Genomic DNA, 22,886 nt, shown 5'->3' with positions numbered 1-22,886 from the left:
ACCATGCCCATGTACAAACAAACCCGGTCGCCTTTTTTGACGCCGAGTTTTTTGAGCACGTTGGCGAACTTGTTGACCTCGCGCCAAACATCGCGGTAGGTGAGCACGCGCTCGTCGCCGGGTTCGCCTTCCCAGATGATCGCCGCTTTATTTTTGCGCCCGGAGAGAACATGGCGGTCGAGGCAATTGTACGAAGCGTTCAACTTGCCGCCGATGAACCATTTGGCCCAGGGGGATTTCCATTCGTGAACTTTCTTCCAGGGTTTGAACCAATGCAGATCCTTGGCCGCTTTGGCCCAAAACGCCTGAGGATTTTTTCGTGCCTGGTTGAACACCGCGGCGCTTTTCAGGTTGGCTGATTTTTTGAATTCCTTGGGCGGCGGAAAGCTTCTCTTCTCGTTGAGCAAAACTTCAATCGCCTTATCTGCCATGGTGCGTTCCCTCCAAGAAAAATTTTTCGCCGGGCGCGAAATTGGCCGAATTCTATGTGAGCCTCTCGGGGTTGGCAAGAGCCGGAATGATTGAGGTAGGGACGAAAAATCTTTCGCCCCTACGATCGACTTTACGATTGACGCTAAATTCGAACGTGCGATAGTGAAACTAAAATGGGCGCAGAGGAGTTGATCATGAACAAAATCGCTGTCGTCACCGGAGGCGCGGGAAACATCGGCCAAGCCGTCGTTGAGCGGCTCGCCAAGGACGACTACCGGATTGTCGTCTTGGACATGAACCAAGAGGCGGGCAAGCATGTTGTCAATGATTTCGCGAAACGCGATATCGCGCTGGATTTCCATTGCGCCAATCTATCCGACGAAGCCGCGGTCAAAACTAGTTTCGATGCGGTCGTCGCCAAGCACGGACGCATCGATCTTTTGGTCAACGTCGCCGGCGGTAGTTTCTTTCGTCACAAGTTCGAAGATTTCCCCCTCGACCATTGGCGGACGATCATCGACGCTAATTTGACCGCGACGTTTCTCTGCTGCCGCGCCGTGACGGTGTTGATGAAGCAGCAAAGAGCCGGTGCCATCGTCAACATTTCCTCCGACATCGCCTATAGCGGTGGCGAGAATCGCTCCGCCTACGCCGCGGCGAAAGCCGGTATTTTGGGTTTGACCAGAACTTTGGCGCTTGAACTGGCGCCGCACGGAATTCGCGTCAATGCGGTCGCTCCGGGGCGCATCGCAACCGCCAAAGTGCGCAGCCACTACAGCGACGCCGAATGGGAAAAATCGAACGAACGCATCCCACTCGGCCATCCCGGCGCCGTCGAAGATGTCGCTGAAGCGGTGGCTTATCTCGCCAGCGACGGCGCCAAGCATGTCACCGGGCAGACGATGCATGTGAACGGCGGCCGGCTCATGCATTAAGATTCACTAGAGCCGCGGCATCGATGGCAATCTAAATTCAATATCAACCGGTAGCGTGGCAAGCGATCATTCGTGACATTCCGCTCGGCTTCAATAACGTTCGTGGTTTTGGCGCTGGCGTTGCTCCAGGCGCTGAATGCATTCGCCGCATCCGCACCGGCAGTTACCGGCGTCAGGGATTTTGTCGAGTATTGGGGCGCCAGCCGATTATTTTTAGCCGGCGGCAATCCCTATTCGCCGGCGGAATTGCTCGCGGTCGAAAAGGCGGCGGGCTGGGCTAGTGCGGAGCCACTCATGATGTGGAATCCGCCCTGGACATTGTCGTTCATATTTCCTTTCGGCTTTTTGGATTTTAGCAGCGGTCAGTTTGCCTGGCTCTTGGCCCAGATGCTTTGCATTCTCGTTGCCGGGCAAATTCTCTGGCGCGTTTACAATCCACAAACTTCGGTTCAGCCGTGGCGTCCTTGGCTGCTGGCGTTGACCTTCGTGCCGATTGTCTTTGCGCTGATCCTTGGGCAGATTACGCCGTTCATCTTGCTCGGCCTGACGGCATTGCTTTATTTCGAACGCGAGGAGAACTGGTTCGCTTTCGGCGCCGCCCTGGCGATTCTTTCGATCAAGCCGCATTTGGTCTTTTTGTTTTGGATTGTGCTCGTGCTCTGGCTCTGGCAACGCAAACAATGGCGCGTCGTGCTTGGCGCCGTGGCGGCGGGGATTGGCGCCGCCGCGATTCCGCTGCTGTTCAACGCGCAGATCTACTCGGAATATTTTGCGCTGCAGCGCCTCGAAGGTATCACCCAGCCTTTTGACTGGCCGGCGCCGACGCTCGGCAATGCGGTTAATTTTTTTTTCGAGTTTGGCGGTCGTGAGTTACAGCTTTTACCTGCGCTCGTCGGGATCGTCTGGCTGCTCTTTTACTGGCGGCGGCATAAACGAAGCTGGCGCTGGTCGGAGCGCTTGCCGATGATTCTTTTAGTCTCGGTGACGACTAACTTTTTCGTCTGGACTTACGATCAGGTAATTTTATTGCCGGCGCTGATTCAAGGCGCTAGTTGGCTGGCGCGCCGGCGTTTGCCGTGGTATCGCTCCGGCGCAGCATTGCTTTATCTCGGCATCAATCTCGCTCACGCTGTGCTGAGAATGTTTCTCGCCGACGAGCTGTGGTATTTTTGGCTGGCGCCGGCGATGCTAATCGCGTATCTGGTTTATGATCGTGAGGCGGCGGCGTTGCGAGCTACGGGCGCTAATCCGATGCCAGGACGGTCATGATGAAACCGAGAACTCATTTACTGCTGCGGTGGTTGGTTTTTTCGTTCGGCGTGCTGTTTTGTCGGGCGGTTCAAGCCGATGATTGGCCGGCGGCGCGGCCGTTTCAATTCTTCAGCGCTTCGGGAAAGTATTTTATCCGCTTCGTTCCTGGCGACAGTATCGGCGACACGGTCGGTTTCGCTGGTAGCCGCAAGGGCAAGTTCGCTAGCGCGCTCTATTACGCGCAGCAAGCCGACCGCTCGTATAAGTTGCTCCATGAGATCGCGCTGCAAAATCCTGTGGCGCCGGTGGACGCGCTGCTGTCCGACCAGGGCTACTTCATCACCTTGGACAATTGGCACAATCTCGGCTACGGCAAAGTCGCGGCGATTTACGGACCCGCCGGTAAGCCCATCCGCAGCTTCGAACTTGGCGAACTTTATCCCGGTCAGATGTTGGAACGCATCCCGAGCTCGGTGTCGTCGCGCCACTGGCGCTGTCAGCCGAGCCACTTTGTCGAACCGAAGGAACAACGCAGCGTGGTCGTCGCCGAAGCGCTCGGCGGAAATTTTGTCTTCACGCTGGCGAGCGGTAAGATGAGCTACGAAGCCGGGACGCGCAAGGAGTGTGTCGCGCCGTCCGGGCCGCTGTCGCAGACTCGTATCGGTCAGTAGTGCGGCGGCGTGGAATCCTTCGCCCTCGATGGTTGCGGTCGGCTAACGGATTCAAGTAAAAGCGAGGCAGGAGTCATCGACAGTTAACGCTCTCACGACAAGCTTACGGAGGTTTTCATGTTGCGCAGGATTCAGCTCTGGAGGTTGCTCAGGTATGGATGGCTGGCGATGTTTTTTCTCAGCGACGGCGCGGTCGCGCAGCAGATATCTCTGGCCTTCAGTTCGGTGGATTCGCCCAATGCCAATTGGTACATCGCCAAGGAAAAGTCGTTGTACAAGAAATATGGTCTTGATGCCGATCTGATCTTCATTCCTTCGTCGACTACGACCATCGCCGCGGTGGTGGCCGGCTCGGTGACCGTGGGAAATATTTCCGGCGGGGCGACGGCCAACGCCGCGGTGGGCGGCGCCAATGTCGTTGCCGTCGGTTGTTTCATCAACACGCTGCCCTACGATTTGGTCGTCCACGAATCGATCCGTTCGGCGCAGCAGCTCAAGGGCAAGGCGATCGGCATCAGCCGGGTCGGCAGCTCCTCGGACGTCGCGGCGCGGGCGTTCTTGAAAGAATTGAAATTAGAACCGGATAAAGACGTTGCGATCCTGCAAGTCGGAGGATCGACCGAACGAGCCGCAGCGTTTCGCACCGGGCGAATCATCGCTTTTCCGGCGCCGCCGGGAACGATTCATCTCGCCCAAGGCATGCCCCATCGGGTGTTGATCAGCATGGCGGATTTTCCCAAGGGCTTTCCGTTTCCTTATGTGTGCCCGACGTTGTCGAAGAGTTATCTGCGGCAGAACCGCGACGCCATCAAGCGGCTGATGATGGCGCTCATCGACGGCGTGCATTTCTATAAGACGCGCAAGGACGAGAGCAAAAAAATCATGGCGAAATTCACGCGCCATAACAACGAAGCGTTTCTTGAAGACGCTTATCAGAGCAGCGCTAAACTTTTCGAGCAGGTGCCGCTGGTCAACCGCGAAGGCATGGACGTGCAGGTGAAAGACGCGGTGTCACGCAAGCCCGGCAGCCAACTGAAAGTCGACGACTTGATCGACGACAGTTTGGTGTTGGAGTTGGAGAAGGAAGGCTTCATCAACCGCATCTACAAGCAGTGATGGGCGCGGCTTGCCCGCCCGTTGCCGACGTAAGACAATATTGGAATGAAGCTGTCCCTGCTGTTCTATTTATTTTTGGCCGCCATCGCTTATCGCGTGGTCATGCATTTGCTCGACAAACAGCGCATCAAGGACGAAGTGGAAACCCAGCTTGGGCGCGTGGTCTCGATTACCTGGAACCCCTTTGGCCGCGGCTGGTTTTTGAGCAGAACGAGCGCCATTACGAGGTTACCTATATCGACCACTCGGGCGCGACGGTAGCGAGCGGCTGCAAGACTAGTCTGTTCACCGGCGTCTACTGGGCCGAAGCGCCGCAAAAATCCTCACCGCCGGCGCGGCTCATGTCGCGCCATCTTTGTTCGAAGTGCGGCTACGCGCTCAACGTCGAATGGCGCGCTTGTCCGAACTGCGGTAAGAGCACGGAATGGGCGTGAGGTTGGAGGTTGTCAACGTGGCTGCGACAAAAATCATCTGGCTATTTTTTTTTCATTGCGTCGCCGTTGGCATGATCGGCTGCGCCGCCCGTCCGGACGCTGCGCGCAACGAAAAACTCGCTTCGGCGCGCCAAGTGTTTGTAGTTCGCCATACGGAGCGCTTCAGCGACGGCGCCGATCCGGGGCTGACGCGTGAAGGCGAAGCGCGCGCTCAGGCGTTAGCAGTAACCCTGCGCGACGCCTGTATCACCGCGATTATCACGACGCAGTGGCGGCGCACCCGCGATACCGCGACGCCGTTGGCGGCGATTCTGCGCATTACTCCCGAAGTCGTGGCCATCGATGACAAGCGGCCGCTGGAACATTTCCAAGCCGTGGCTGACGCCGTGCGCCGCCACCGCGATGAAAACGTGTTAGTGATCGGCCATATTACGGTGACCAACATTATCGCGGCGCTCGGCGGACCGCGTTTGCCGACGATTTGCGAAAATGTTTTTTCCGATCTGTTTGTCTTGACTCCCGCAGACGGCGACCAAGGGCTGCTGCACTTGCACTATGGCGCGGCCGAAGACATTTCACCGCGCTGCCGATTGACGGCGCCGCTGGCGGAAGATCGCCGCTAGATTCCGTCGCAAGAAATTAAATCTTTTGAACAGCGGGTGCGGCGACGCCGCGCGTTTGCCAGTAGTAGACCAGTAGTCCGGCCGCGATGCCGCCTAGACTCACGTAGCGCGTGGCGTCGTTGGCGAAGCCGATGCTGATCAGGCAGAGCAAGATTGGCGCTAGGCTTAGGGCGACCACGCCGGCGATGCCGCATGGGATGCGATACGGGCGGGCCATTTGCGGCTGCTTGATGCGCAGCCAGATGAGGGCGGTGAATTCGATGATCAGCGCCGCGGCGTAAAGAAACATGTCGACTTCGATCAATTCTTGAAAAGAAAACGGAATCAGTAACGCGACACCGATGCTATTGATCAAGATCGCTTTCCACGGTGTGGCGAACTGCGGATGGCGGACAGCGAGGGCGCGCGGCAGCATGGCACGCTCGGCCATGGCGAAGGGCACCCGCGCCGAGGTGCAGAGCAGCGCGTTCAACATACCGGCGGCGCTCACCAGCCCCGTCAAGGTCAGCGCTGTGCCGAGCCATGGGCCGCCGATGGCGGCAGCAACCCTTGGGAAGTCGCCTTCTTTCCATGAATGCGTGTTGGGATCGACGCCGATGGCGACCGCTACCGGCAACAAGTAGGCGGCCGTGACTAACACGACCGTAACGATCATCGCGCGCGGGTAAACGCGTTGGGGATTGGCCACGTCGCCGGCGCAGCAGCCGGCGTTGTCCCAGCCGGAAGTATTCCAAAGCAAGGTGCTGAGCAGCAACGGCCAGTTGGTCTTCACACTATGCTTCAACCACTGGGTCGGATCGACTTGCGGCGCGCCGAGGACGACCATGGCGGCGAAGGGCGCGAGCACGAGCAAGGTGAAGAGCAGCGAACTCACACCGACCAAGCGCGTGCCGCGAATATTCAACCAGGTGACGACAACGATCAGCGCCGCGCCGATGAGCCAGCGTTCGAGGGGCGCCATGTCGCCGCGCAAATAGGCGAGATAGTCGACGAACATGACCGGATAGAGCGCGTTGTCGGCGAAACTACAGAGCCAGCTCAGCCAACCTTCTTGGAAGCCCCAGAATCTGCCGAAGGCTTTCTCGACCCAAATTACATAACCGCCATCTTCCGGCAACGCGGCCGATAGTTCGGCGGTCATCAGCGCGGTGGGGAGACTCCAGAGCCAAGGCAAAAGCAAAATTCCAAGCAGCACCAACAACGGCCCGCCAGCGCCGACGGCGTCTTCCAATCCGTAGGCGCCGCCGGCGACGCAGAAAAACGTCAGCGCTACTAACGTGCCGACGTTGAGCGCGGGCTTTGCGAGGGCTGATGACGATGCGCTACTGGGTAAGGTTTGTGACGGCACGGGTTTGTCGTTGGTGAATCGTTTTGCTTTTGCACCATAGCGACGGCGCGCGGGGTTTGTCAATTTCACGGAGTCGGCAAAAGGTCTTTGTCGGCGCCCAGCAAAGCTGCTAAGCTCCGATCTAACAATTCCTTTTCTTTCAACTACCAAACCATGAGTCCAGCCGCGCCAACGAAACGTCGATCGATCCAGCAGATGCGCACCCAGGTCGTCGACCAAGTTCTCGACCAAGAACTTGACGAGCTTAGCGGGTCGAAACGGCTGCTCCAGTCGTCGCTCAAGATCGGCGTCATGGTGGCGCGGGATTTTTTTCAGCATCTGGTCAAACTGCAAGCGATGGCGCTGGCGTTCAAAACCCTGCTGTCGCTGGCGCCGTTGTTAGCGGTGGTGTTTTCCCTGCTCAAGGGTTTCGGCGTGCACAATCGCATGGAGCCGGCCCTCGCCGAAGCGCTCGAACCGCTGGGCGACAAAGGCCGTGAGATCACCGCCAACTTGATCGGCTTCGTCGACAAGATGAGCGCCAGCGCCTTGGGCAGTGTCGGCTTGATCGCGCTGTTTATCACCGTGCTGTCGCTGATGAGCACCATCGAAGAGGCGTTCAATCACATCTGGCGGGTCAAGTCGCGGCGCAAGCTGGCGCGCCAGTTCAGCGATTACCTGAGTGCGATCTTGGTCGGTCCGGTGCTAGTCTTCGCCGCCGTGACGATCACGGCGACGCTGCAACACAACGCTTTCGTCAGTTCGCTGGTGGAATTGCAAACCTTCGGCAAGGTGGTTCTCGCGCTCTTGCGGTTGGTGCCCTATCTGACGCTGTGGGGCGCCTTCAGCTTCGTCTATATCTTCATTCCCAACACCCAGGTGAAAATTCGCTCGGCGTTGGTCGGCGGCTTGGTCGCCGCGCTGCTCTGGCAGACCGTCGGCTGGGGCTTCGCTCGGTTTGTCGCGACATCGACGCAGTATTATGCGATCTATTCGAGCTTCGCAATTCTCTTGCTGTTTCTTCTCTGGGTCCAGATCGGTTGGGTGATCGTCTTGCTCGGCGCCCAGGTCGCCTATGCGCACCAGCATATTCATTTTTTTCAAGGCGATCGGCTGCTGTTGGCGCAAAGCCCGGCGGGTAGAGAAAAACTCGCGCTTCATACCATGCTGCTCATCGGGCGCAATTTTTATTACGGCATCGATCCCAAGAGCGTCACAGATCTGGCGGCGGATATGCAAATCCCGGCGGGCTTGGTCAAAGAATTTTTGGAAATGTTCGCCGACACCCGGCTGGTTTTGCCGATCGTCGACGGCGAAACTTACGTGCTCGGCCGCGATCCTGAAACCATTTTTATCAAAGAGATTCTCGACTGCGTGCGCCATTCCGGCAAGAAGCTAAAAATCGCCGCCGACCGCAGCGACGCGGAAACCGAAATCAACACGCTGCTCCGTGATGTCGACGACGCGATGACGAAATCGTTGGCGGGAAAAAGTTTGCAAGCGGTGATCCTCAGTTTGCCGGTGCCGGATGCTGACGCCTAGCGCAGCGATTATTCTCTTACCCCTCTTTGGAAAAGAGGGGCCAGGGGAGATTTTCTTACTCACAATTGGCTCCGTCATTCCAAAGGCCGACCGCGGCACGACAACGATAGCAGCCCCGCCCACTCAACCAAATCCCCCTCGGTCCCCCTTTTCCAAAGGGGAAAGGTTCGGAGACTCACTGCGAATTTAATTCTGGCCTGAGAGACTAGCGATTGCGGAACAATCCTTTGAAGAACGAGCCGAAGCCTTTTTCAACAGACTTTGGCAGGGCGGATTCGGCGAGCTTTTCGCTGTTGACGTTCACCGAAGGATTGTCCGCTGGGCCGGTGACTTTGAGCGGCACGACGATTTTTCCTTGCTTGTCTTTCAAGAAGGACGCGGCGCGGGCGCGGCCGGCGCGCGCGGAGGCGCGGGACGAGAGGGCGGTGTTGAGCGCTAGATTCAGCGTCGGTTGTTCGAGCGTCATGGTGCCGGCGCCGTCGACTTCCATTTGCGGATTGATCAAGTAGAGCCGGGAGAAATCGGCGATGCCGTCGTGCAGGGTGAAGTCGGCTTCGAGTTTTTGAAAAGTTGTCGCTTGGCGTTGTTCGTCCTTCGACAATCCGATCATGCCGGTGACGCGCTGGATTTTTTTGATCAGTTCGACGTTGGTCAGTTCGCCGTCGCGGGCGGCGAGTTTGCCGCTGCCTTGTAAGCGGCGCGCGAGCGCACCGCCGCCCAAGGGCAATTTGAGCTTCACATCGCCGCTCAAGCTGCCGTTGCCGGCGCGTTGGCTGCGAAACTTGACGTTCTTCAATTCACTGTGCAATTGGCTGGCGAGGGCGTTGGATGGACCGGCGAGGATCAGGGCGATGTCCATGGCGCCGCTGACTTCGACGCCGCGCGGCGCCAGGCCGGCGTTGGCGAGGATTTGCATAATCGCTTTGGCCTCGACGTTGTCGCCACGCAGGGTCAGATTGACCCGCGGCGTGGTGGCGAGATTGCTCACGGTGCCTTGCACCGGGAAGGTCAGCTCGGAGATTTTTAGCCGGTTGTTTTTCAGTTCGATGAGCGCTTTGTCTTCTTGGTAATCGAGCTCGCCATCGAGGAAAATGTTTTTGACGCCGGGATAGTTGAACGCCAGACGAAACGGAAAGGGCGCCGCGCCGGCGAATTCTTGCAGCGAGAGTTCGATGCCGCGAATCTGCAGCGGCGCGCTGCCGCGGCTGATGACGTTGAGTTCGCCGTCTTGCACGCGCACGCGGTTGGGAATCGCCAGCGGCACCGGCGCGCGGGCGGCGGGTTTGATCGCGTCAGATTTTTTTCGCGCCTCGCGGCGAGTTTCCGTGGGGTTTTTTCTAGCGCCGGCATCGGCGTAGTTGAACGAGCCGTCAGGTTGTTTGAGTAGATTGAACACCGGCTTGACGAGCACCAGCTCAGTGATCTCGAAGCGGCCGCGTAGGAGCGGCCAGAAGCGCAGCTTCAAGCGCAGTTGCTGCGCTGTGAACAGAGTATTGTCGGCCGCCGCCGCGCTGTCGGAGACTTTCAGATTGGACAGCCGGATCGCCGGCGTCGGGACCAGACTCAAGTGCACTTCGCCGACGTCGATGCGGTGGTTGAGCGCCTCTTCGAGTAACGGCAGATAAGTCCGTTTGAACAAACCCAAGTCGACGAAGTGGGGCATCACCAGCAGTACGGCGAGCAAAAAAACCAAGATGCCGAGGCCGATCCAGCCCGCTTTCTTGAGTTTGAGACGGCGCAACGGCGCGGTGATGGGGGGCGATGACACAACTTCAGTCATGGACAAACCTTACGTTGCTTCGAACTATACGACATTGCCGGCGCTTTCCCAACGCCGTTCCTGTAGCCAGGGCACGAACTATTTGTTAGCATGGCGCACGTTGTAGGGTCAGCATCGAATTGGAACTCGCGCTCGAAATTCTCCCTCAAGTTTTGCTTGACGGCATCGTGTTAGGCTTCATGTACGCCCTGATCGCGTTGGGCTACACGATGGTCTACGGAGTTTTGGAATTCATCAATTTTGCCCATAGCGAAATTTTCGTCCTCGGCGCCTTTGTCGGCGTCGAAGTTTTATTGCTGTTGCAAAGCGCCGGTCAGCTCGCGACTTTGCATCCGGCGGTGATTCTTTTTCTGGTCATCGCCACGGCGATGTTCATCAGCGGTCTCGCCGCCATGGCGCTGGAGCGCATCGCCTACCGTCCGCTCATGGGCGGGCCGCGATTGGTCGCGCTGATCTCCGCCATCGGCGCGTCGTTTTTTCTCCAAGACGGTTTGCGCTTGTTCGAAAGCCTGTGGCGCAACACCTTTTATCTCAACTACCCGAGCTTGGATTTTCTCGACAAAAATATTCCGATCGCCGCGGCGCTGGTGATTCCCGTCAAATCGCTGCTGGTGATCGTCACGGCGCTGCTGACGTTGATAGGCCTGCACATCTTCGTCAACAAAACTAAAATGGGCACGGCGATTCGCGCCGTGGCGCAGGATCCCGATACCGCGTCGCTGATGGGCGTGCCGGTCCATCGGGTGATCGCTTTGACTTTCTTCGTCGGCGGCGCGCTCGGCGGTTTGGCCGGTGTGCTGTTCGGCATCCATTACAGCTTGGTCAATCCTTACAGCGGCTTTGTCCCTGGCATGAAAGCGTTCACCGCCGCCGTGCTCGGCGGCATCGGCAACATTCCCGGCGCCATGGTCGGCGGCATGTTGCTCGGCCTGCTTGAAGCTTTCGCGGCGTCGTATCTCTCTTTGCTCACCGACGGCGCCTTCGGCGCGGAGTACAAAGATGTCGTGGCGTTCTTGGTGTTGATCCTGATTTTGATTTTTCGCCCCAAAGGCTTGCTCGGCGAAACCGTGCGGGAGAGCAAGGCATGAGCCCGCCGTGGATACTAGCCGGCTTGTGCGCTTATATCGCCGCGAGCTGTACGCTGGCGTATTTTTTTCCGCAGTCGGTGCTGGCTTTTCTCCTGGTCGAAGCGTCGTTGCTGTTGCTCTACTACGCGCGCGCCAGTGACAAATCAAAAATTATCCTCGGTGCCTTGGTGCTGGTCGTGCTCTTACCGGCGCTCGGAACGGTCAACGCCTACTATTTGGAAGTCGCCGTGCAGATCGGCATCTACGTCGCGTTGGCGTTGGGCCTCAACATCGTCGTCGGCTTCGTTGGCTTGCTCAATCTCGGCTTTGTCGCCTTTTACGCCATCGGCGCCTATCTCTGGGCGGTGTTCGGTTCGCCCCACGCCAATCAATTCATCGCCGGTGGTTTTTTTCCGCTGTCGCCCAATTGGTTTTTCGTCTTTCTGATTTTGAGCATCGTCGTCGGCGCGCTCACCGGCGCATTGCTCGGATTGCCGGTGTTGCGTTTGCGCGGCGATTATCTAGCCATCGTCACCCTCGGTTTCGCCGAAGTGGTGCGCGCTCTGGTCAACAATCTCGACAAGCCGATAAATCTCACCAACGGCCCGCGCGGCATCGCGCCGATCGCCAAGCCGCCGCTGTTTTTCAAGCCGCTATTGGAATACTTCGGCTTAGAAATTGCCGACGCCAAGCTCTATCCGTTGTATTTTTATTTTCTCGTGCTCTTGCTGGTCTTTGTCATCATTGTCGTCACCCGGCGCTTGGAAAATTCGCACATCGGCCGGGCGTGGAAAGCGATCCGCGAAGACGAAATCGCCGCCAACGCCATGGGCGTGCCGGTGGTGCGCATGAAACTGTTGGGCTTCGCGGTCGGTGCGTCCTTCGCCTGCGCAGTCGGCGTCTTGTTCGCCGCCAAGCAGGTGTTTATCAATCCCGAGAGTTTTACTTTCATGGAATCGATCGGCGTGCTCGCCATGGTCATCGTCGGCGGCATGGGCTCGGTGCCCGGCGCGATCCTCGGCGCCACTGGCGTGACGATTCTCAATCTACAGCTACTCAAAGGCTTGTCGATTTGGCTGAACAGCCTGCGCCAATCGGGCGCCGTGCTGTCGCTGCCGTTCTTGGGCGACTTATCGCTCGCCAATCTGCCGGCGCAGTTCGAGCCGGCCAAATACGAGCGTATGGTGTTCGGTTTGATTCTAATTCTCATGATGATCTTTCGCCCGCAAGGAATCCTGCCTCCGAAACAGGAGCAGGGGAAATAGCCAAAGTAAATTCGAAGCACGAAACTCGAAATCCGAAACAATTTCGAATGTTCAAAAAAACACAAAATTCCAAACAACTTCAAATCGGATTCGGCGTTTTGGATTTTCTCCGTTTTTGGGTTTATTTGGTTGCGGTTTGTTTCGGTCCGCGGGGCCGCTTTCGTGCTTCGGATTTCGGATTTAGTTTCAGTGGCGTCCCTTCGACTTGGCTCAGGACATGCTTGGCGCGAAAAACTTTTCCCGAGTCGTTGTGTTCGGGAACCGCGAAGTAGAAGTTAACTATGGCTTTGCTCGAACTACGCGATATCTCAAAACGCTTCGGCGGCCTGCAGGCGTTGGCGCGGGTCAATATGGCAGTCGAAGATGGCATGATCGCGTCGCTCATCGGTCCCAACGGCGCCGGCAAGACTACGCTGTTCAATACTTTAACCGGACTCTATCGGCCGGACGAAGGGGAGATTCGCTTTCAAGAGCGCTCGCTGATCGGCATGAAGCCCGATCGCATCACCGGCGCGGGCATCAGCCGGACGTTTCAAAATATTCGCCTGTTCCGGCAAATGACTGTGCTCGACAATGTGCTGGTGGGCATGCATTCGCGTCTGCACATCAGCCTGGGAGAAATATTTCTCGGCGCGAAAAAATTTCACCTGGGCGAAAAAGATGCGGCGCGCAAAGCCCAGGCGTTGATCGAGCTGGTTGGTTTGAGCGGGCGCGAGTATGAATGGGCACAGCAGCTTTCCTACGGCGAGCAACGCCGCTTGGAGATCGCCAGAGCGCTGGCGGCGGAGCCGCAATTATTATTGCTCGATGAGCCGACCGCCGGTATGAACAGCAGCGAAGCCCAAGCGCTGATGGCGCTATTCAAACAATTGATGGGCAGCCATGTCAAAGCGATTCTCTTGATCGAACACAACATGCGCGTGGTCATGGGTATCTCCGACCGCGTCCACGTGCTCGACTACGGCGAGAAGATCGCCGAGGGCGATCCCGATCAAGTGCGCCGCGACGCGCGCGTCATCGAAGCCTATCTAGGCCACGGGGCTTGGGCCGATAATGCTAAGCGTTAATGACATTCATGTTTACTATGACGCGATTCACGCTTTGAAGGGCGTGTCTTTCGCCGTTGAGAAGGGCGAGCTGGTGACTTTGCTGGGCGGCAACGGCGCGGGCAAAACCACCACCCTGAAAACCTTGTCGGGATTGTTGCGGCCGAGAACCGGCTCGGTGCAGCTCGACGGCGCGCCACTGGAAAACGTCGAAGCCCACGAGATAGTCCGGCGCGGCGTCGCCCATGTGCCCGAGGGGCGAAAAGTTTTTCCACGCTTCACGGTATTGGAAAATTTGCACATCGGCGCTTACACGCGGGCGCGCCATGAACTGAGCGCTGAATTGGATTTCGTCTTCGCAATGTTTCCGCGCTTGCGCGAGCGGCAAAAACAATACGCCGGCACGCTGTCGGGCGGCGAGCAGCAAATGCTCGCCATTGGCCGGGCGCTGATGGCGAAGCCGAAATTACTCTTGCTCGACGAGCCGTCTATGGGACTAGCGCCGAAGATCGTCGAGCAAATTCTTGAGAACATTCAAGCGATCAACAAAGCCGGTGTGACCGTGCTGCTGGTCGAACAGAATGCGGCCATGGCGCTGGCGATTTCGCATCGTGGTTACGTCTTAGAGACCGGCGCGGTGATTCTCGCCGGCACGTCCGCGGAGTTGGCGGGCAACGATCTGGTGCGCCAGGCTTATCTTGGTGGGTGAGATTCGGAATAAGAATTATTAACCGCAAAGAACGCAAAGTACGCAAAGAAAAATTACCATCGCGCTTTCATCAAAATTGTATAACCGTTAGACTCGACGAACGTGCAGTATCAAACTCGACAATTTAATTTTGGCGGCAGCGTCACTCCGGCAGTCAAGTTATTGTTGATCGTCAATGTCGGCGTGTTCGCGATTCAAACTCTCGCCTCGCTGATCGGCAACCATTTAGAATCCCAGCTGACGTTTTACCTGGGGTTGGTGCCGCCGCTGGTTTTACAGAACCTTTATCTCTGGCAGCTGTTCACTTACCAGTTTCTCCACGGCAGCGTGATGCACTGGTTGTTCAACATGCTCGCGGTGTGGATGTTCGGCGCCGATCTGGAACGGCGCTGGGGTCCGAGCTTTTTTCTCCGTTACTATTTCATCTCCGCCATCGGCGGTGGCTTTCTCAACACGGTCTTTTTGCCCAATCAAATGATCCCCAGCATCGGCGCCTCCGCCGGTGTCTACGGCATTCTGCTCGCCTACGGTCTGATCTATCCCAATCGCATCGTTTATTTTTACTTTCTCTTTCCGATCAAGATGAAATATTTCGTCTGGATCATCGGCGCCCTCGCTTTCTACAATTCGATCGGCTCCGGCCAAAGCGGCATCGCCCACCTCGCCCATCTCGGCGGCATGGTGTTCGGCTACCTCTACCTGCGCACTGGCAATCCCTGGGTGAACTTCAAAAACTACCTCGACCGCCGCCGTCTGAGTCGCTTGAAGAAACGCTTCCAGATTCTCCCCGGCGGCAAGGGCGACGACGATGAACCGACGGTGCATTAAATTCTTGATTCTGATTCGATAGGATCTTCGCTCAAATAGTCGAACGATCAAGGCCTCGATTGGCCGGAATCTGCTCGCGGGGGGTGGCGCAGCGTGTTCCTATTGAGTCGAGTGCCTCAGGGAAGAACTGTAGCTAGATTTAACGGCACATTATCGGCATAATAACGGCATTATCTCCGCAACATATTTTCATCCGTACCTGCCATGGTGAAGAAACAAGACGGTTTCCATCCAGGATTTGCTATTACGCCAGCTGTTGCCAACGGTCTCATGCGGATTGAAGCGGTTCGCCAGGCCATCGAAACCCTGCCGATCAATCCTCGCGTGCTAGCCAGTTTGCGCGAGACGGCGCGACTTTTTTCAACGCATTATTCGACCATGATCGAAGGCAACCGGCTGACGCAAGAGCAGGTCGTTAAAGTGATCGAAGCAGATCAAGGCTTCGCCGGCCGCGAGCGCGATCAGGCCGAAGTCAAAGGCTACTACGCCGCGTTGGATGTAGCGGAGCGGATAGCCGAACGGCGCGATAAGATATCGGAATCGATAATCCAGAAACTGCATGCGCTGGTCATGGCGGGCGGCAAAACGCGTGTGAAGCCGACGTCGTATCGCAACGGCCAGAATTTCATTCGGGACAGCCGCTCTGGCGCTATCGTTTACATGCCGCCGGAGGCCAAGGATGTGCCGGAACTGATGGCGCAGTTGGTCGCATGGATCAACCAGAAGGACGACCTGCCCGTGCCGATCACAGCCGGGATCGCGCATTATCAATACGCGACAATTCATCCTTACTACGATGGCAATGGGCGAAGCGCGCGCCTGCTTACGACGCTCATTCTCCACCGCGGCGGCTACGGCCTGAAAGGATTGTATGCGCTCGAGGAATATTACGCCCGCGATCTCAAGGCCTATTATGAAGCCCTGACTGTCGGCACATCGCACAACTACTATTTGGGTCGGGCTGAGGGCGACATCACAAAATGGGTGGCGTACTTTATCGACGGCGTGGCCGACGCTTTTGAGAAAGTGCGCGACCAGGCTGTGCGTGAAGCCCGGCGAGGCGGCAAAGATCAAACGAGAGCCCTGCGCGATTTGGATGCGCGCCAACGCAAGGCGCTGAGCTTATTTGAAAAAAGTAGCGGAATAACCGCCCGCGATATCGCCGAATTGTTCGGCTACAAACCGCGCACGGCGTCACTTCTCTGCCAACGTTGGGTGGAGAGGGGTTTTATAGAAATGACCAATCCGGCGAAAAAATCGCGGAGCTACAAACTCAGTGACAGATATGCGGCGATCGTTGAGGGCGAAAATAAGGAGACAAAAATACCGGAGGGTCGGTAGCGAGAAAGAAAAGATCCCTTTCTGTCCATCGCTTTCGACAATTCGATCGGCTCCGGCCAAAGCGGCATCGCCCACCTCGCCCATCTTGGCGGTATGGTCTTCGGCTATCTCTACCTGCGCACCGGCAGTCCCTGGGTGAACTTCAAAAACTACCTCGACCGCCGCCGTCTCAACCGATTGAAGAAACGTTTCCAAATTGTCCCCGGCGGTAAGAGCGACGACGACGAGCCGACGGTGCATTAGTCCTGCAAAAAACTATTAGCAATAGCGTCGCCGATCGCGCCATAGACAGACGATAGCTTGTCCTACTACAATCAGGACGCCATGCTGCCCTTCGCGATTCAACTCAAAACTGGCGCAGCCGTATATGACCAAGTGCTATCGGCCGTGAAGCGGGCGTTGATTAGCGGTCAACTCAAGCCCGGCGATCGATTCCCTTCGGTTCGGCTGCTCAGCCAAGAGCTGCGCATCAGTCCTAATGTCGCGCATAAGATTGTCAGCACTTTAATAGAAGAGGGTCTGCTGACGGTTCAGCCGGGTGTCGGCACGACGGTGGAAGCAACCAAACCAGCGACAGCGCAACAGAAGCAAGAATTGATCGAGCCAGAAATTGAACGGCTGGTGGTCGACGCTCGTTTGATTTCATTAGAGTTAGAGGATTTGTTGCCGGCGGTAGAAAAGATCTGGCGCCGATCGGTGCGGGAGGAGAATTGACTAACGCCATCGAATCTTCCGGATTAGGAAAATCGTTCGGCGCGAACGCCGCGGTAAAAAGTCTCGACCTCGCGGTGCCCGAAGGGTCGGTCTTCGCGTTTTTCGGTCCCAACGGATCTGGCAAGACGACCACCATCAAGATGGTCATGAACATCATCCGGCCGAGCCAGGGTGAGGCTTCGGTGTTGGGCGTCAAGTCGACCGAGCTCGGCGCTAAAGATTTTGCTCAGATTGGTTATGTGTCGGAGAACCAGGAAATTCCCGAATGGATGACCGTCGGTCGGCTGCTCAACTATTGCAAACCGTTTTACCCGACTTGGGACGATGGGTTTTGCCAACGTTTGCTCAAGCAATATCAATTGCCGCTCGATCGTCCGCTGAAAAGCCTGTCGCGTGGCATGAAGATGAAAGCGACTCTGCTTTCGTCGCTGGTTTATCGCCCGCGCTTGTTGGTTCTCGACGAGCCCTTCAGCGGCCTCGATGTTTTAGTCCGCGACGAGTTTGTCCGCGGCGTCCTCGAACTGTCCGAGCAGGAAAAGTGGACGGTGTTCGTATCGTCTCACGACATCGATGAAGTGGAACGATTGGCCGATTGGGTCGGAATCATGAAGGAGGGCGAGCTGCAACTCTGCGAGCCGGTGGCCGCGCTTCAAGCGCGCTTCCGCAAGATCGACGCAGTGCTAGCGTCGGATGTTACCGATCTCGGCCAAGTCCCCGAGAGCTGGCTGCTAGTGGAACGGGCCGGCCATCGTTTGAGCCTGGTGGCGAGCCAGTATCGCGACGGCGGCACGGAACAAGAACTACGCAGCCGCATCGCCGGCTGCGAACGAATCGACGCCAGTCCAATGTCGTTGCGCGAGATCTTTCTCACCCTGGCACGGACCTATCAGCTGTGAATTTAATCCACCATCAATTTTGCAAGGACTGTTTTCGCCTGCGCGTGCCGGCGGCGTTGTGGCTGCTGATAGTGTTACTTCGCGCCGCGTTGATCACCCCGGGGATCGCCGAGCCGGGGAACGATCCGTTTTTGCAGATGATGTTTCGGACTCTCACCACGCTGGTGCCTTTGCTCCAGACGATTCTCCTTTTGGTGATCGTCCCGCTGCTGCTGCATGAAGAGCCGCTGGTTGGGACCACGGCCTTCTGGTTTACCCGGCCGATCGACGGCTGGATGTTGTTCAAGAGCAAGATGCTCTTCGTCGTCGCGCTGTTGATCCTGCCGCCACTTTTGACCGAACTCGTGGTCTTGGCGGTTCACGGCGCGGGCGCGCAGCAGGTCGCTTTGGCGGTGCCGGAAATCTTGCTTGAGGATGGCAAGTTCTTGGTTTACGTAATCGTGCTCGCGGCGTTGACTCAAACCTTCGCGCGCTACGCGCTACTCGGCGTGTCCGGCTTCGTCGGTTTTTATCTCTTGATCATGGTTGGGGCATTCCTCGCGTGGTACTTCGACTTGCCGGATTTTCTTAAGCGCGGCGGCGGCGCCAACCGCGCCGATTCCGCCTATGTTGTGAGTGCGATTTTTCTGATGACGATGGCAGCGATCATTCTCATCGATCAATACCGAAAGCGGGATACCCGCCGGGCCTGGATGCGAGTTGGCTGCGCCTTTCTGGTTTACTTGGCGCTCGATCATTATTGGCCGGCGACATTTCTCCGTCACCATCAACAGCAGCGCCGTGAGGCCGGCATCGATACTTCACAAGTCAGTGTCGCTATTTCGAACGATCCGAAGTCGCGTCGCGTCAGCGATGTTTTTCGTGTGCGCAGCACCGACGAAGCCAAGAAGTCGATCTCGGGACGGTTGGAAATTGCCGGCTTGCCGCCCGGTTATGTGGCGGAACCTGGCAAGATCATGGCTTTGCTAAAATTTCCCGATGGTAAGAGCGTTGCCCATGAAGGTTTCGAATATTCCCGCTTCGAGCGCAACTGGAATCGCACCGTCATTGAACAAGTGCTTGCCACCGGGAAGATTCTCAACGTGGATAAATCAAAGAATGCGCCAGTCAACCTGCTTTCGGTCAACGACGATCTGTTCGGCAAATATGCCGGCGTCGCTGGAGTGATTGCGGCCGAGGTGGAATTCATTATCAAGCGATATGAGGTTGCCGTCACCTTTCGGCTACAACCGAAGGCGCGTTATGACCGGGGCTCTCAACATGCAGTGATCACCCAAGTGCTCAAGCAGACCGGCGGTGCGACGGTATTGTTGCGCGAATCCGAGATATCGTTATTCTTTGCCGGCGATCGTCGGCATGACGAAATGATGATGAGCTTTCTTGGCCGGCCGATCATGTACATTTTGCGCAACCGAGAAAAGGCCGAAGCCCTTTGGCCGGTGGAGGAACCCGGCCCGGGATTTGCAATTTTCGATTTATTTCAGAAACGACTGCGGACGACGCCGCTAGCGTTGCGCTATTCGGCATTGACGAGCGACGGCCAAAAGCTCACCGAGATCAACGATGCTTGGCTCGCCAACGCCGAGCTGGTTCGCATCGAAGAAAAGGAAGTCGGGCGCTTCAGCAAAACGATCCGGCTCGATGGATTTAGGATGGGCGCTCAATAGATTTTTGACTGCAAAAGTTACTCCGACATCTTTTCCCTCGAAATCAAAAACACCCCGAGGTTCACCCGCAGGATAGCGGCGATTTTGCGCGGGGTGATTTTTTCTACGTCTTTTAATAGCTGGGCGGACAGCTGCAGGATGAACAGCGACGAGCCGTTGATCGGCGGTGTGATCAGCGATGCGCGCTTCATGCTGAGGTTGTGTAAGCGATGGCGATGAGCCGACGGTGCATCAGTCGATTGTGAAATCGGCATTCGTGATTCTGGTCGACCCAAACTTGACAGCGCTTGGCAGTACTGCCAACATACGACGAGCGAAGAGAAGGCGATGCCATTGATTCGACCCATATCTTGGCTTTCCCCAGCGCGCAGGGCATTTGATAATTTTTCTGAAGGCGCACGGGAAACGATGATCGATGCGCTGAGCATTGCTGCCGAAGGTGGCAAGGCTGGGATAGCTAAGCCGATGAAGGGGCTTGGATCAGGCGTGTTTGAAATTGCCTTGGCGTTTCGGGGCGACGCGTTTCGCCTGGTGTATGCGGTGCCACTTGGACATGATCTCTGGGTCGTCCATGCTTTCCAAAAGAAATCGACGCAAGGGATCAAGACGCCCCGGCACGAGATCGAATTGATCAAGGACCGACTGAAAAGGTTGAAGGAGATGCTGTAATGAAAAAGGAACGGCTTGAACTTATCCGGGGCAGTGGAAATGTTTACCGGGATTTGGACATCGCCGATGCTGACGTGCGTCAGTTGAAAGCGATTCTGGCAGCGGAAATCATCAAAGCCCTTGATCGAAAGAGTCTCAGCGTCCGGCAGGCGCAAAGCCTCACCGGAACCGACGCGGGCGACTTCTCGCGCATTCGCAATGCCGATTTCCGACGTATGAGCGTTGAACGGTTGATGGGAATAATCAACCGGCTCGGGGCGCGGATTGAGGTGGCGGTAAAAGTTCGGCGCCGAAACGCGGGTGAGTTTGCCCGCCCGGTTTAGCGGATGGTTTAGCTGTTCCCTTACATCTTTTCCCACGAGATCAAAAACACGCCGACAATCACCAGCAGGATCGCGGTGATCTTTCGTAATGTGATTTTTTCTACGTCTTTTAACAGCAGCGCGGACAGCTGCAGTATGAACAGCGACGAGCCGTCCAAAGAAATCGGAGGCTGTTCTAATTAAGATAAGGCTTGGTGAATAAAGTCTTTTAGCAGAGTCCGATAGGGCGTTCCGAGCTTTCTGGCTCGCGCTTTGGCTTTGGCAAGATCGCTATCGCTCAATTGTAATGTTATCGATTTGGTCTCGGGTTCGAGAACGCTCCATATGCCTCTGACCGCGGTTTCGCGGTCGCGCCCTTCGATCTCCTGCGCCAAGCACGACAGACAAAACCATTTCAGATCCTCGGCTTGATACAGTTCCGAACCGCACTTCTTGCATTTCCTTTTCATTGAATTCCTCCAACAGTTCTTAAATAAACTTCAACGTGCGCTCGTTTCGCGGGATAGGCCGTGACGATAAATACGTAGTTCTTGTCTTTGCCCCATTTGAAGATGACGACGAGGAATCTGCGAGAGCGAGTGTGGCCGATTCCTTTCAAGGCGCCGCCGTAGGCTGGCTGGACCGCCATTCTAAAGCGGAACATTTCCTTAACTTCCCGAACCGCGACATCGGGATGGCGTTTCCTGAAATGAACTTTGCCGTCCTTCTCGCGCGCAAACACAAACTTCACACTAGAATCCTAATTGGGTGATGCCGGTGTGTCAATGAATTTCCGTAATTCCTTGGGTTCACGGGGGCCGAATGTGATTACTAGCCCGACGCCTTGATGTTGCTACATCTTCTCCCACGAAATCAAAAACACGCCGACAATCACCAGCAGGATGGCGGCGACTTTGCGCTGGGTTATTTTTTCTACGTCTTTGAGCAGCAGCGCGGACAGCGGCAGGATGAACAGCGAGGAGCCGTTGATCAGCGGCGAGATCAGCGAGACCCGTTCCATGCTCAGCGCGGTGTAGGCGAAGGCGTAGGAGAGAAAATTCATGAAGCCGGCGGCGGCGAAGAGTTTGTAGCCTTTGGCGGCGGTTTCTTTCACCGGCTTTTTTTCTTCGAACAGCAGATACAAGATCGTCATGGTGATGAACGAGGTGGTTGCCGCGATGGTGGCGCCGAGCAGGGGCGAATGGATTTTCAGCAGGCCGAAGCGGACCATGTTGTCGCGGGCGGCGAATAGAAAGGCGGCGGTCAAGGGAAAGAACAGATCGCGGCTGCGCCAGGTTTTGCTGGCGCCTTTCCAAGTGAGGGAGACGATGCCGGTGACGATGGACAGGGTGCCGAGCAAGTTCGTGGAGGTCGGCCGTTCGCTTAAGAACGTCACGGCGAATAACGTGGCGAACAACGGTGTGCTGTTGGTCAAGCACGAGGTAATCGACGCGCCAAGCCGTTCCATGCCTTTGAAAATAAAAAAGCGTGCCACGCCGGGGACGAAAATGCCGACGAGAACGAAGATCAGGTTCGCCGGAATCCAAAATTCCACCGGGCCGGCGAAAATTAGCACGTAGAGCCAGAGAAACAGCGCGTTGACGCCGAGGTTGGTCAACAGGCCGCGGAAGTAATCGATGGCCAGCACGCCACGATTGATCAAGATCATGGAGACGGCGAACCAGAATGAGCCGAACAGGCCGATGAGGATGGCGAGCATGGAGATTAGCCCCGGACCTTATCTTGGGGCCGGTGCGGATTCAATTCGCCAGTTGCGCTCGCTTGTTTCATCGCAAAATAGCGCAGCGAAGATCTTTTGCCGGCTGTCGTCTAAGAAGTAGCGTTAGCGACAGCTTCGCGTTGCGACCATGAGAGTCAAAATACAACTAAAAAGTAGCCTGACCGTTTTAGCAGTGAGTTTGCTCGTTGCCGCTGTCAGCTGGGCTGGGCCGCAGCATCAGCGCATACGCCCTGGCTTTGTCGCCCTTCCTCCGCTCACTTACTATTACCCGTACGTTTATCAGCGCTGGCCGAGTTATCCATCCGTCGTGGTGATTTCACCTTACGCACCTTTCTATTATACGCCGCCCGCTGTCGTCGTCAGTGCGCCGTTCTTCTGTACTTTTGACAATCACGGCTTTGTCAGCCGTATCGGTTTGCTCGACCATCTGGCGGGTATCCACAAAATTCCCCTCGAAGCGGCCGTGACGCTCTGTCCTAGTGACAGCGCTAGCTGCGTCTTTCCTTCATACTGATTCACTTGCTCGGGCC

General features: G+C 56.6%; 26 protein-coding genes. 19 read left to right on the top strand and 7 right to left on the bottom strand.

The window, feature by feature from the left end:
* A partial coding sequence (locus EXR70_05360) for an acetyl-coenzyme A synthetase (protein MSP37899.1) occupies positions 1-431 on the bottom strand: 431 nt, incomplete at its 3' end.
* Between the two features lie 174 nt (positions 432-605).
* On the opposite strand from EXR70_05360, the gene EXR70_05355 reads away from it, so the two are divergent.
* From EXR70_05355 to EXR70_05330, 6 genes are all read left to right on the top strand, one after another.
* On the top strand, positions 606-1,367 hold the full coding sequence (locus EXR70_05355) for an SDR family oxidoreductase (GenBank protein ID MSP37898.1): 762 nt from the start codon (positions 606-608) through the stop codon (positions 1,365-1,367).
* 72 nt (positions 1,368-1,439) lie between these two features.
* Entirely contained in the window at positions 1,440-2,636 is a 1,197-nt protein-coding gene (locus tag EXR70_05350) for a DUF2029 domain-containing protein (protein ID MSP37897.1), read from the top strand.
* Positions 2,636-3,289 carry a hypothetical protein gene (locus EXR70_05345; protein MSP37896.1) on the top strand — a complete coding sequence of 218 codons (654 nt, stop codon included), beginning with the start codon at positions 2,636-2,638 and terminating at the stop codon, positions 3,287-3,289. The genes EXR70_05350 and EXR70_05345 overlap by 1 nt, the downstream gene beginning before the upstream one ends.
* A 117-nt stretch (positions 3,290-3,406) precedes the next feature.
* The gene (locus tag EXR70_05340) at positions 3,407-4,405 is read left to right on the top strand and encodes an ABC transporter substrate-binding protein (protein ID MSP37895.1); all 999 of its coding nucleotides are present in this window, start codon (positions 3,407-3,409) and stop codon (positions 4,403-4,405) included.
* A gap of 45 nt (positions 4,406-4,450) precedes the next feature.
* Positions 4,451-4,666, top strand: coding sequence for a hypothetical protein (locus EXR70_05335; protein ID MSP37894.1), 216 nt, complete (start codon positions 4,451-4,453; stop codon positions 4,664-4,666).
* A gap of 163 nt (positions 4,667-4,829) precedes the next feature.
* Positions 4,830-5,462 (top strand): histidine phosphatase family protein, encoded by a 633-nt coding sequence (locus EXR70_05330; protein ID MSP37893.1) that lies wholly within the window; start codon positions 4,830-4,832, stop codon positions 5,460-5,462.
* A 16-nt stretch (positions 5,463-5,478) separates the two neighbouring features.
* Here EXR70_05330 and EXR70_05325 read toward each other — a convergent pair whose 3' ends face one another.
* Positions 5,479-7,128 (bottom strand): APC family permease, encoded by a 1,650-nt coding sequence (locus tag EXR70_05325; GenBank protein ID MSP37892.1) that lies wholly within the window; start codon positions 7,126-7,128, stop codon positions 5,479-5,481.
* On the opposite strand from EXR70_05325, the gene EXR70_05320 reads away from it, so the two are divergent.
* Positions 6,964-8,331, top strand: a complete 1,368-nt coding sequence (locus tag EXR70_05320) for a YihY/virulence factor BrkB family protein (GenBank protein MSP37891.1) — start codon at positions 6,964-6,966, stop codon at positions 8,329-8,331. The two genes, EXR70_05325 and EXR70_05320, sit on opposite strands and share 165 nt — an antisense overlap.
* 205 nt (positions 8,332-8,536) lie before the next feature.
* Here the strand turns inward: EXR70_05320 and EXR70_05315 are convergent, their stop codons facing one another.
* Positions 8,537-10,111, bottom strand: a complete 1,575-nt coding sequence (locus tag EXR70_05315; GenBank protein ID MSP37890.1) for an AsmA family protein — start codon at positions 10,109-10,111, stop codon at positions 8,537-8,539.
* Positions 10,112-10,290: 179 nt separating this feature from the next.
* Between EXR70_05315 and EXR70_05310 the strand changes: the two genes are divergently transcribed.
* The 9 genes from EXR70_05310 (at position 10,291) to EXR70_05270 (ending at position 19,644) form a co-directional block, all read left to right on the top strand.
* Positions 10,291-11,199 carry a branched-chain amino acid ABC transporter permease gene (locus tag EXR70_05310; GenBank protein ID MSP37889.1) on the top strand — a complete coding sequence of 303 codons (909 nt, stop codon included), beginning with the start codon at positions 10,291-10,293 and terminating at the stop codon, positions 11,197-11,199.
* The gene (locus tag EXR70_05305; GenBank protein ID MSP37888.1) at positions 11,196-12,443 is read left to right on the top strand and encodes a branched-chain amino acid ABC transporter permease; all 1,248 of its coding nucleotides are present in this window, start codon (positions 11,196-11,198) and stop codon (positions 12,441-12,443) included. The genes EXR70_05310 and EXR70_05305 overlap by 4 nt, the downstream gene beginning before the upstream one ends.
* Positions 12,444-12,724: 281 nt before the next feature.
* Positions 12,725-13,510 (top strand): ABC transporter ATP-binding protein, encoded by a 786-nt coding sequence (locus tag EXR70_05300; protein MSP37887.1) that lies wholly within the window; start codon positions 12,725-12,727, stop codon positions 13,508-13,510.
* A complete protein-coding gene (locus EXR70_05295; protein ID MSP37886.1) occupies positions 13,497-14,198 on the top strand; it encodes an ABC transporter ATP-binding protein in 702 nt (233 codons plus the stop codon). The genes EXR70_05300 and EXR70_05295 overlap by 14 nt, the downstream gene beginning before the upstream one ends.
* Before the next feature lie 102 nt (positions 14,199-14,300).
* Positions 14,301-15,026, top strand: a complete 726-nt coding sequence (locus EXR70_05290) for a rhomboid family intramembrane serine protease (GenBank protein ID MSP37885.1) — start codon at positions 14,301-14,303, stop codon at positions 15,024-15,026.
* A gap of 204 nt (positions 15,027-15,230) precedes the next feature.
* Entirely contained in the window at positions 15,231-16,367 is a 1,137-nt protein-coding gene (locus EXR70_05285; protein ID MSP37884.1) for a Fic family protein, read from the top strand.
* Positions 16,368-16,691: 324 nt separating this feature from the next.
* Complete coding sequence (locus EXR70_05280; GenBank protein MSP37883.1) at positions 16,692-17,081, top strand: GntR family transcriptional regulator; 390 nt, start codon at positions 16,692-16,694, stop codon at positions 17,079-17,081.
* On the top strand, positions 17,078-17,977 hold the full coding sequence (locus tag EXR70_05275) for an ABC transporter ATP-binding protein (GenBank protein ID MSP37882.1): 900 nt from the start codon (positions 17,078-17,080) through the stop codon (positions 17,975-17,977). Before EXR70_05280 ends, EXR70_05275 begins: the two co-directional genes overlap by 4 nt.
* Positions 17,974-19,644 (top strand): hypothetical protein, encoded by a 1,671-nt coding sequence (locus tag EXR70_05270; GenBank protein MSP37881.1) that lies wholly within the window; start codon positions 17,974-17,976, stop codon positions 19,642-19,644. The genes EXR70_05275 and EXR70_05270 overlap by 4 nt, the downstream gene beginning before the upstream one ends.
* Positions 19,645-19,661: 17 nt before the next feature.
* On the opposite strand, the gene EXR70_05265 is transcribed toward EXR70_05270, so the two are convergent.
* A complete protein-coding gene (locus tag EXR70_05265; protein MSP37880.1) occupies positions 19,662-19,898 on the bottom strand; it encodes a hypothetical protein in 237 nt (78 codons plus the stop codon).
* Between the two features lie 73 nt (positions 19,899-19,971).
* Here EXR70_05265 and EXR70_05260 point away from each other — a divergent pair, with 73 nt between their 5' ends.
* Together EXR70_05260 and EXR70_05255 are read left to right on the top strand one after the other, a co-directional pair.
* Positions 19,972-20,313: a type II toxin-antitoxin system RelE/ParE family toxin gene (locus EXR70_05260; protein MSP37879.1), complete on the top strand. Its 342-nt coding sequence runs from the start codon at positions 19,972-19,974 to the stop codon at positions 20,311-20,313.
* Positions 20,313-20,636, top strand: a complete 324-nt coding sequence (locus EXR70_05255) for an XRE family transcriptional regulator (GenBank protein MSP37878.1) — start codon at positions 20,313-20,315, stop codon at positions 20,634-20,636. Before EXR70_05260 ends, EXR70_05255 begins: the two co-directional genes overlap by 1 nt.
* 179 nt (positions 20,637-20,815) lie before the next feature.
* Here EXR70_05255 and EXR70_05250 read toward each other — a convergent pair whose 3' ends face one another.
* From EXR70_05250 to EXR70_05240, 3 genes are all read right to left on the bottom strand, one after another.
* The gene (locus EXR70_05250) at positions 20,816-21,085 is read right to left on the bottom strand and encodes a hypothetical protein (protein ID MSP37877.1); all 270 of its coding nucleotides are present in this window, start codon (positions 21,083-21,085) and stop codon (positions 20,816-20,818) included.
* Complete coding sequence (locus EXR70_05245; protein MSP37876.1) at positions 21,082-21,357, bottom strand: hypothetical protein; 276 nt, start codon at positions 21,355-21,357, stop codon at positions 21,082-21,084. Before EXR70_05245 ends, EXR70_05250 begins: the two co-directional genes overlap by 4 nt.
* Before the next feature lie 111 nt (positions 21,358-21,468).
* Positions 21,469-22,335: a DMT family transporter gene (locus EXR70_05240; GenBank protein ID MSP37875.1), complete on the bottom strand. Its 867-nt coding sequence runs from the start codon at positions 22,333-22,335 to the stop codon at positions 21,469-21,471.
* Between the two features lie 148 nt (positions 22,336-22,483).
* Here EXR70_05240 and EXR70_05235 point away from each other — a divergent pair, with 148 nt between their 5' ends.
* A complete protein-coding gene (locus EXR70_05235) occupies positions 22,484-22,870 on the top strand; it encodes a hypothetical protein (protein ID MSP37874.1) in 387 nt (128 codons plus the stop codon).
* The last annotated feature ends 16 nt before the right edge of the window (positions 22,871-22,886 follow it).

The organism is Deltaproteobacteria bacterium (genome assembly GCA_009692615.1).
GTDB lineage: Bacteria > Desulfobacterota > Binatia > UBA9968 > UBA9968 > DP-20.
The sequence above is the reverse complement of the archived record's forward strand: the minus strand, read 5'-3'. Positions and strand labels throughout refer to the sequence as shown.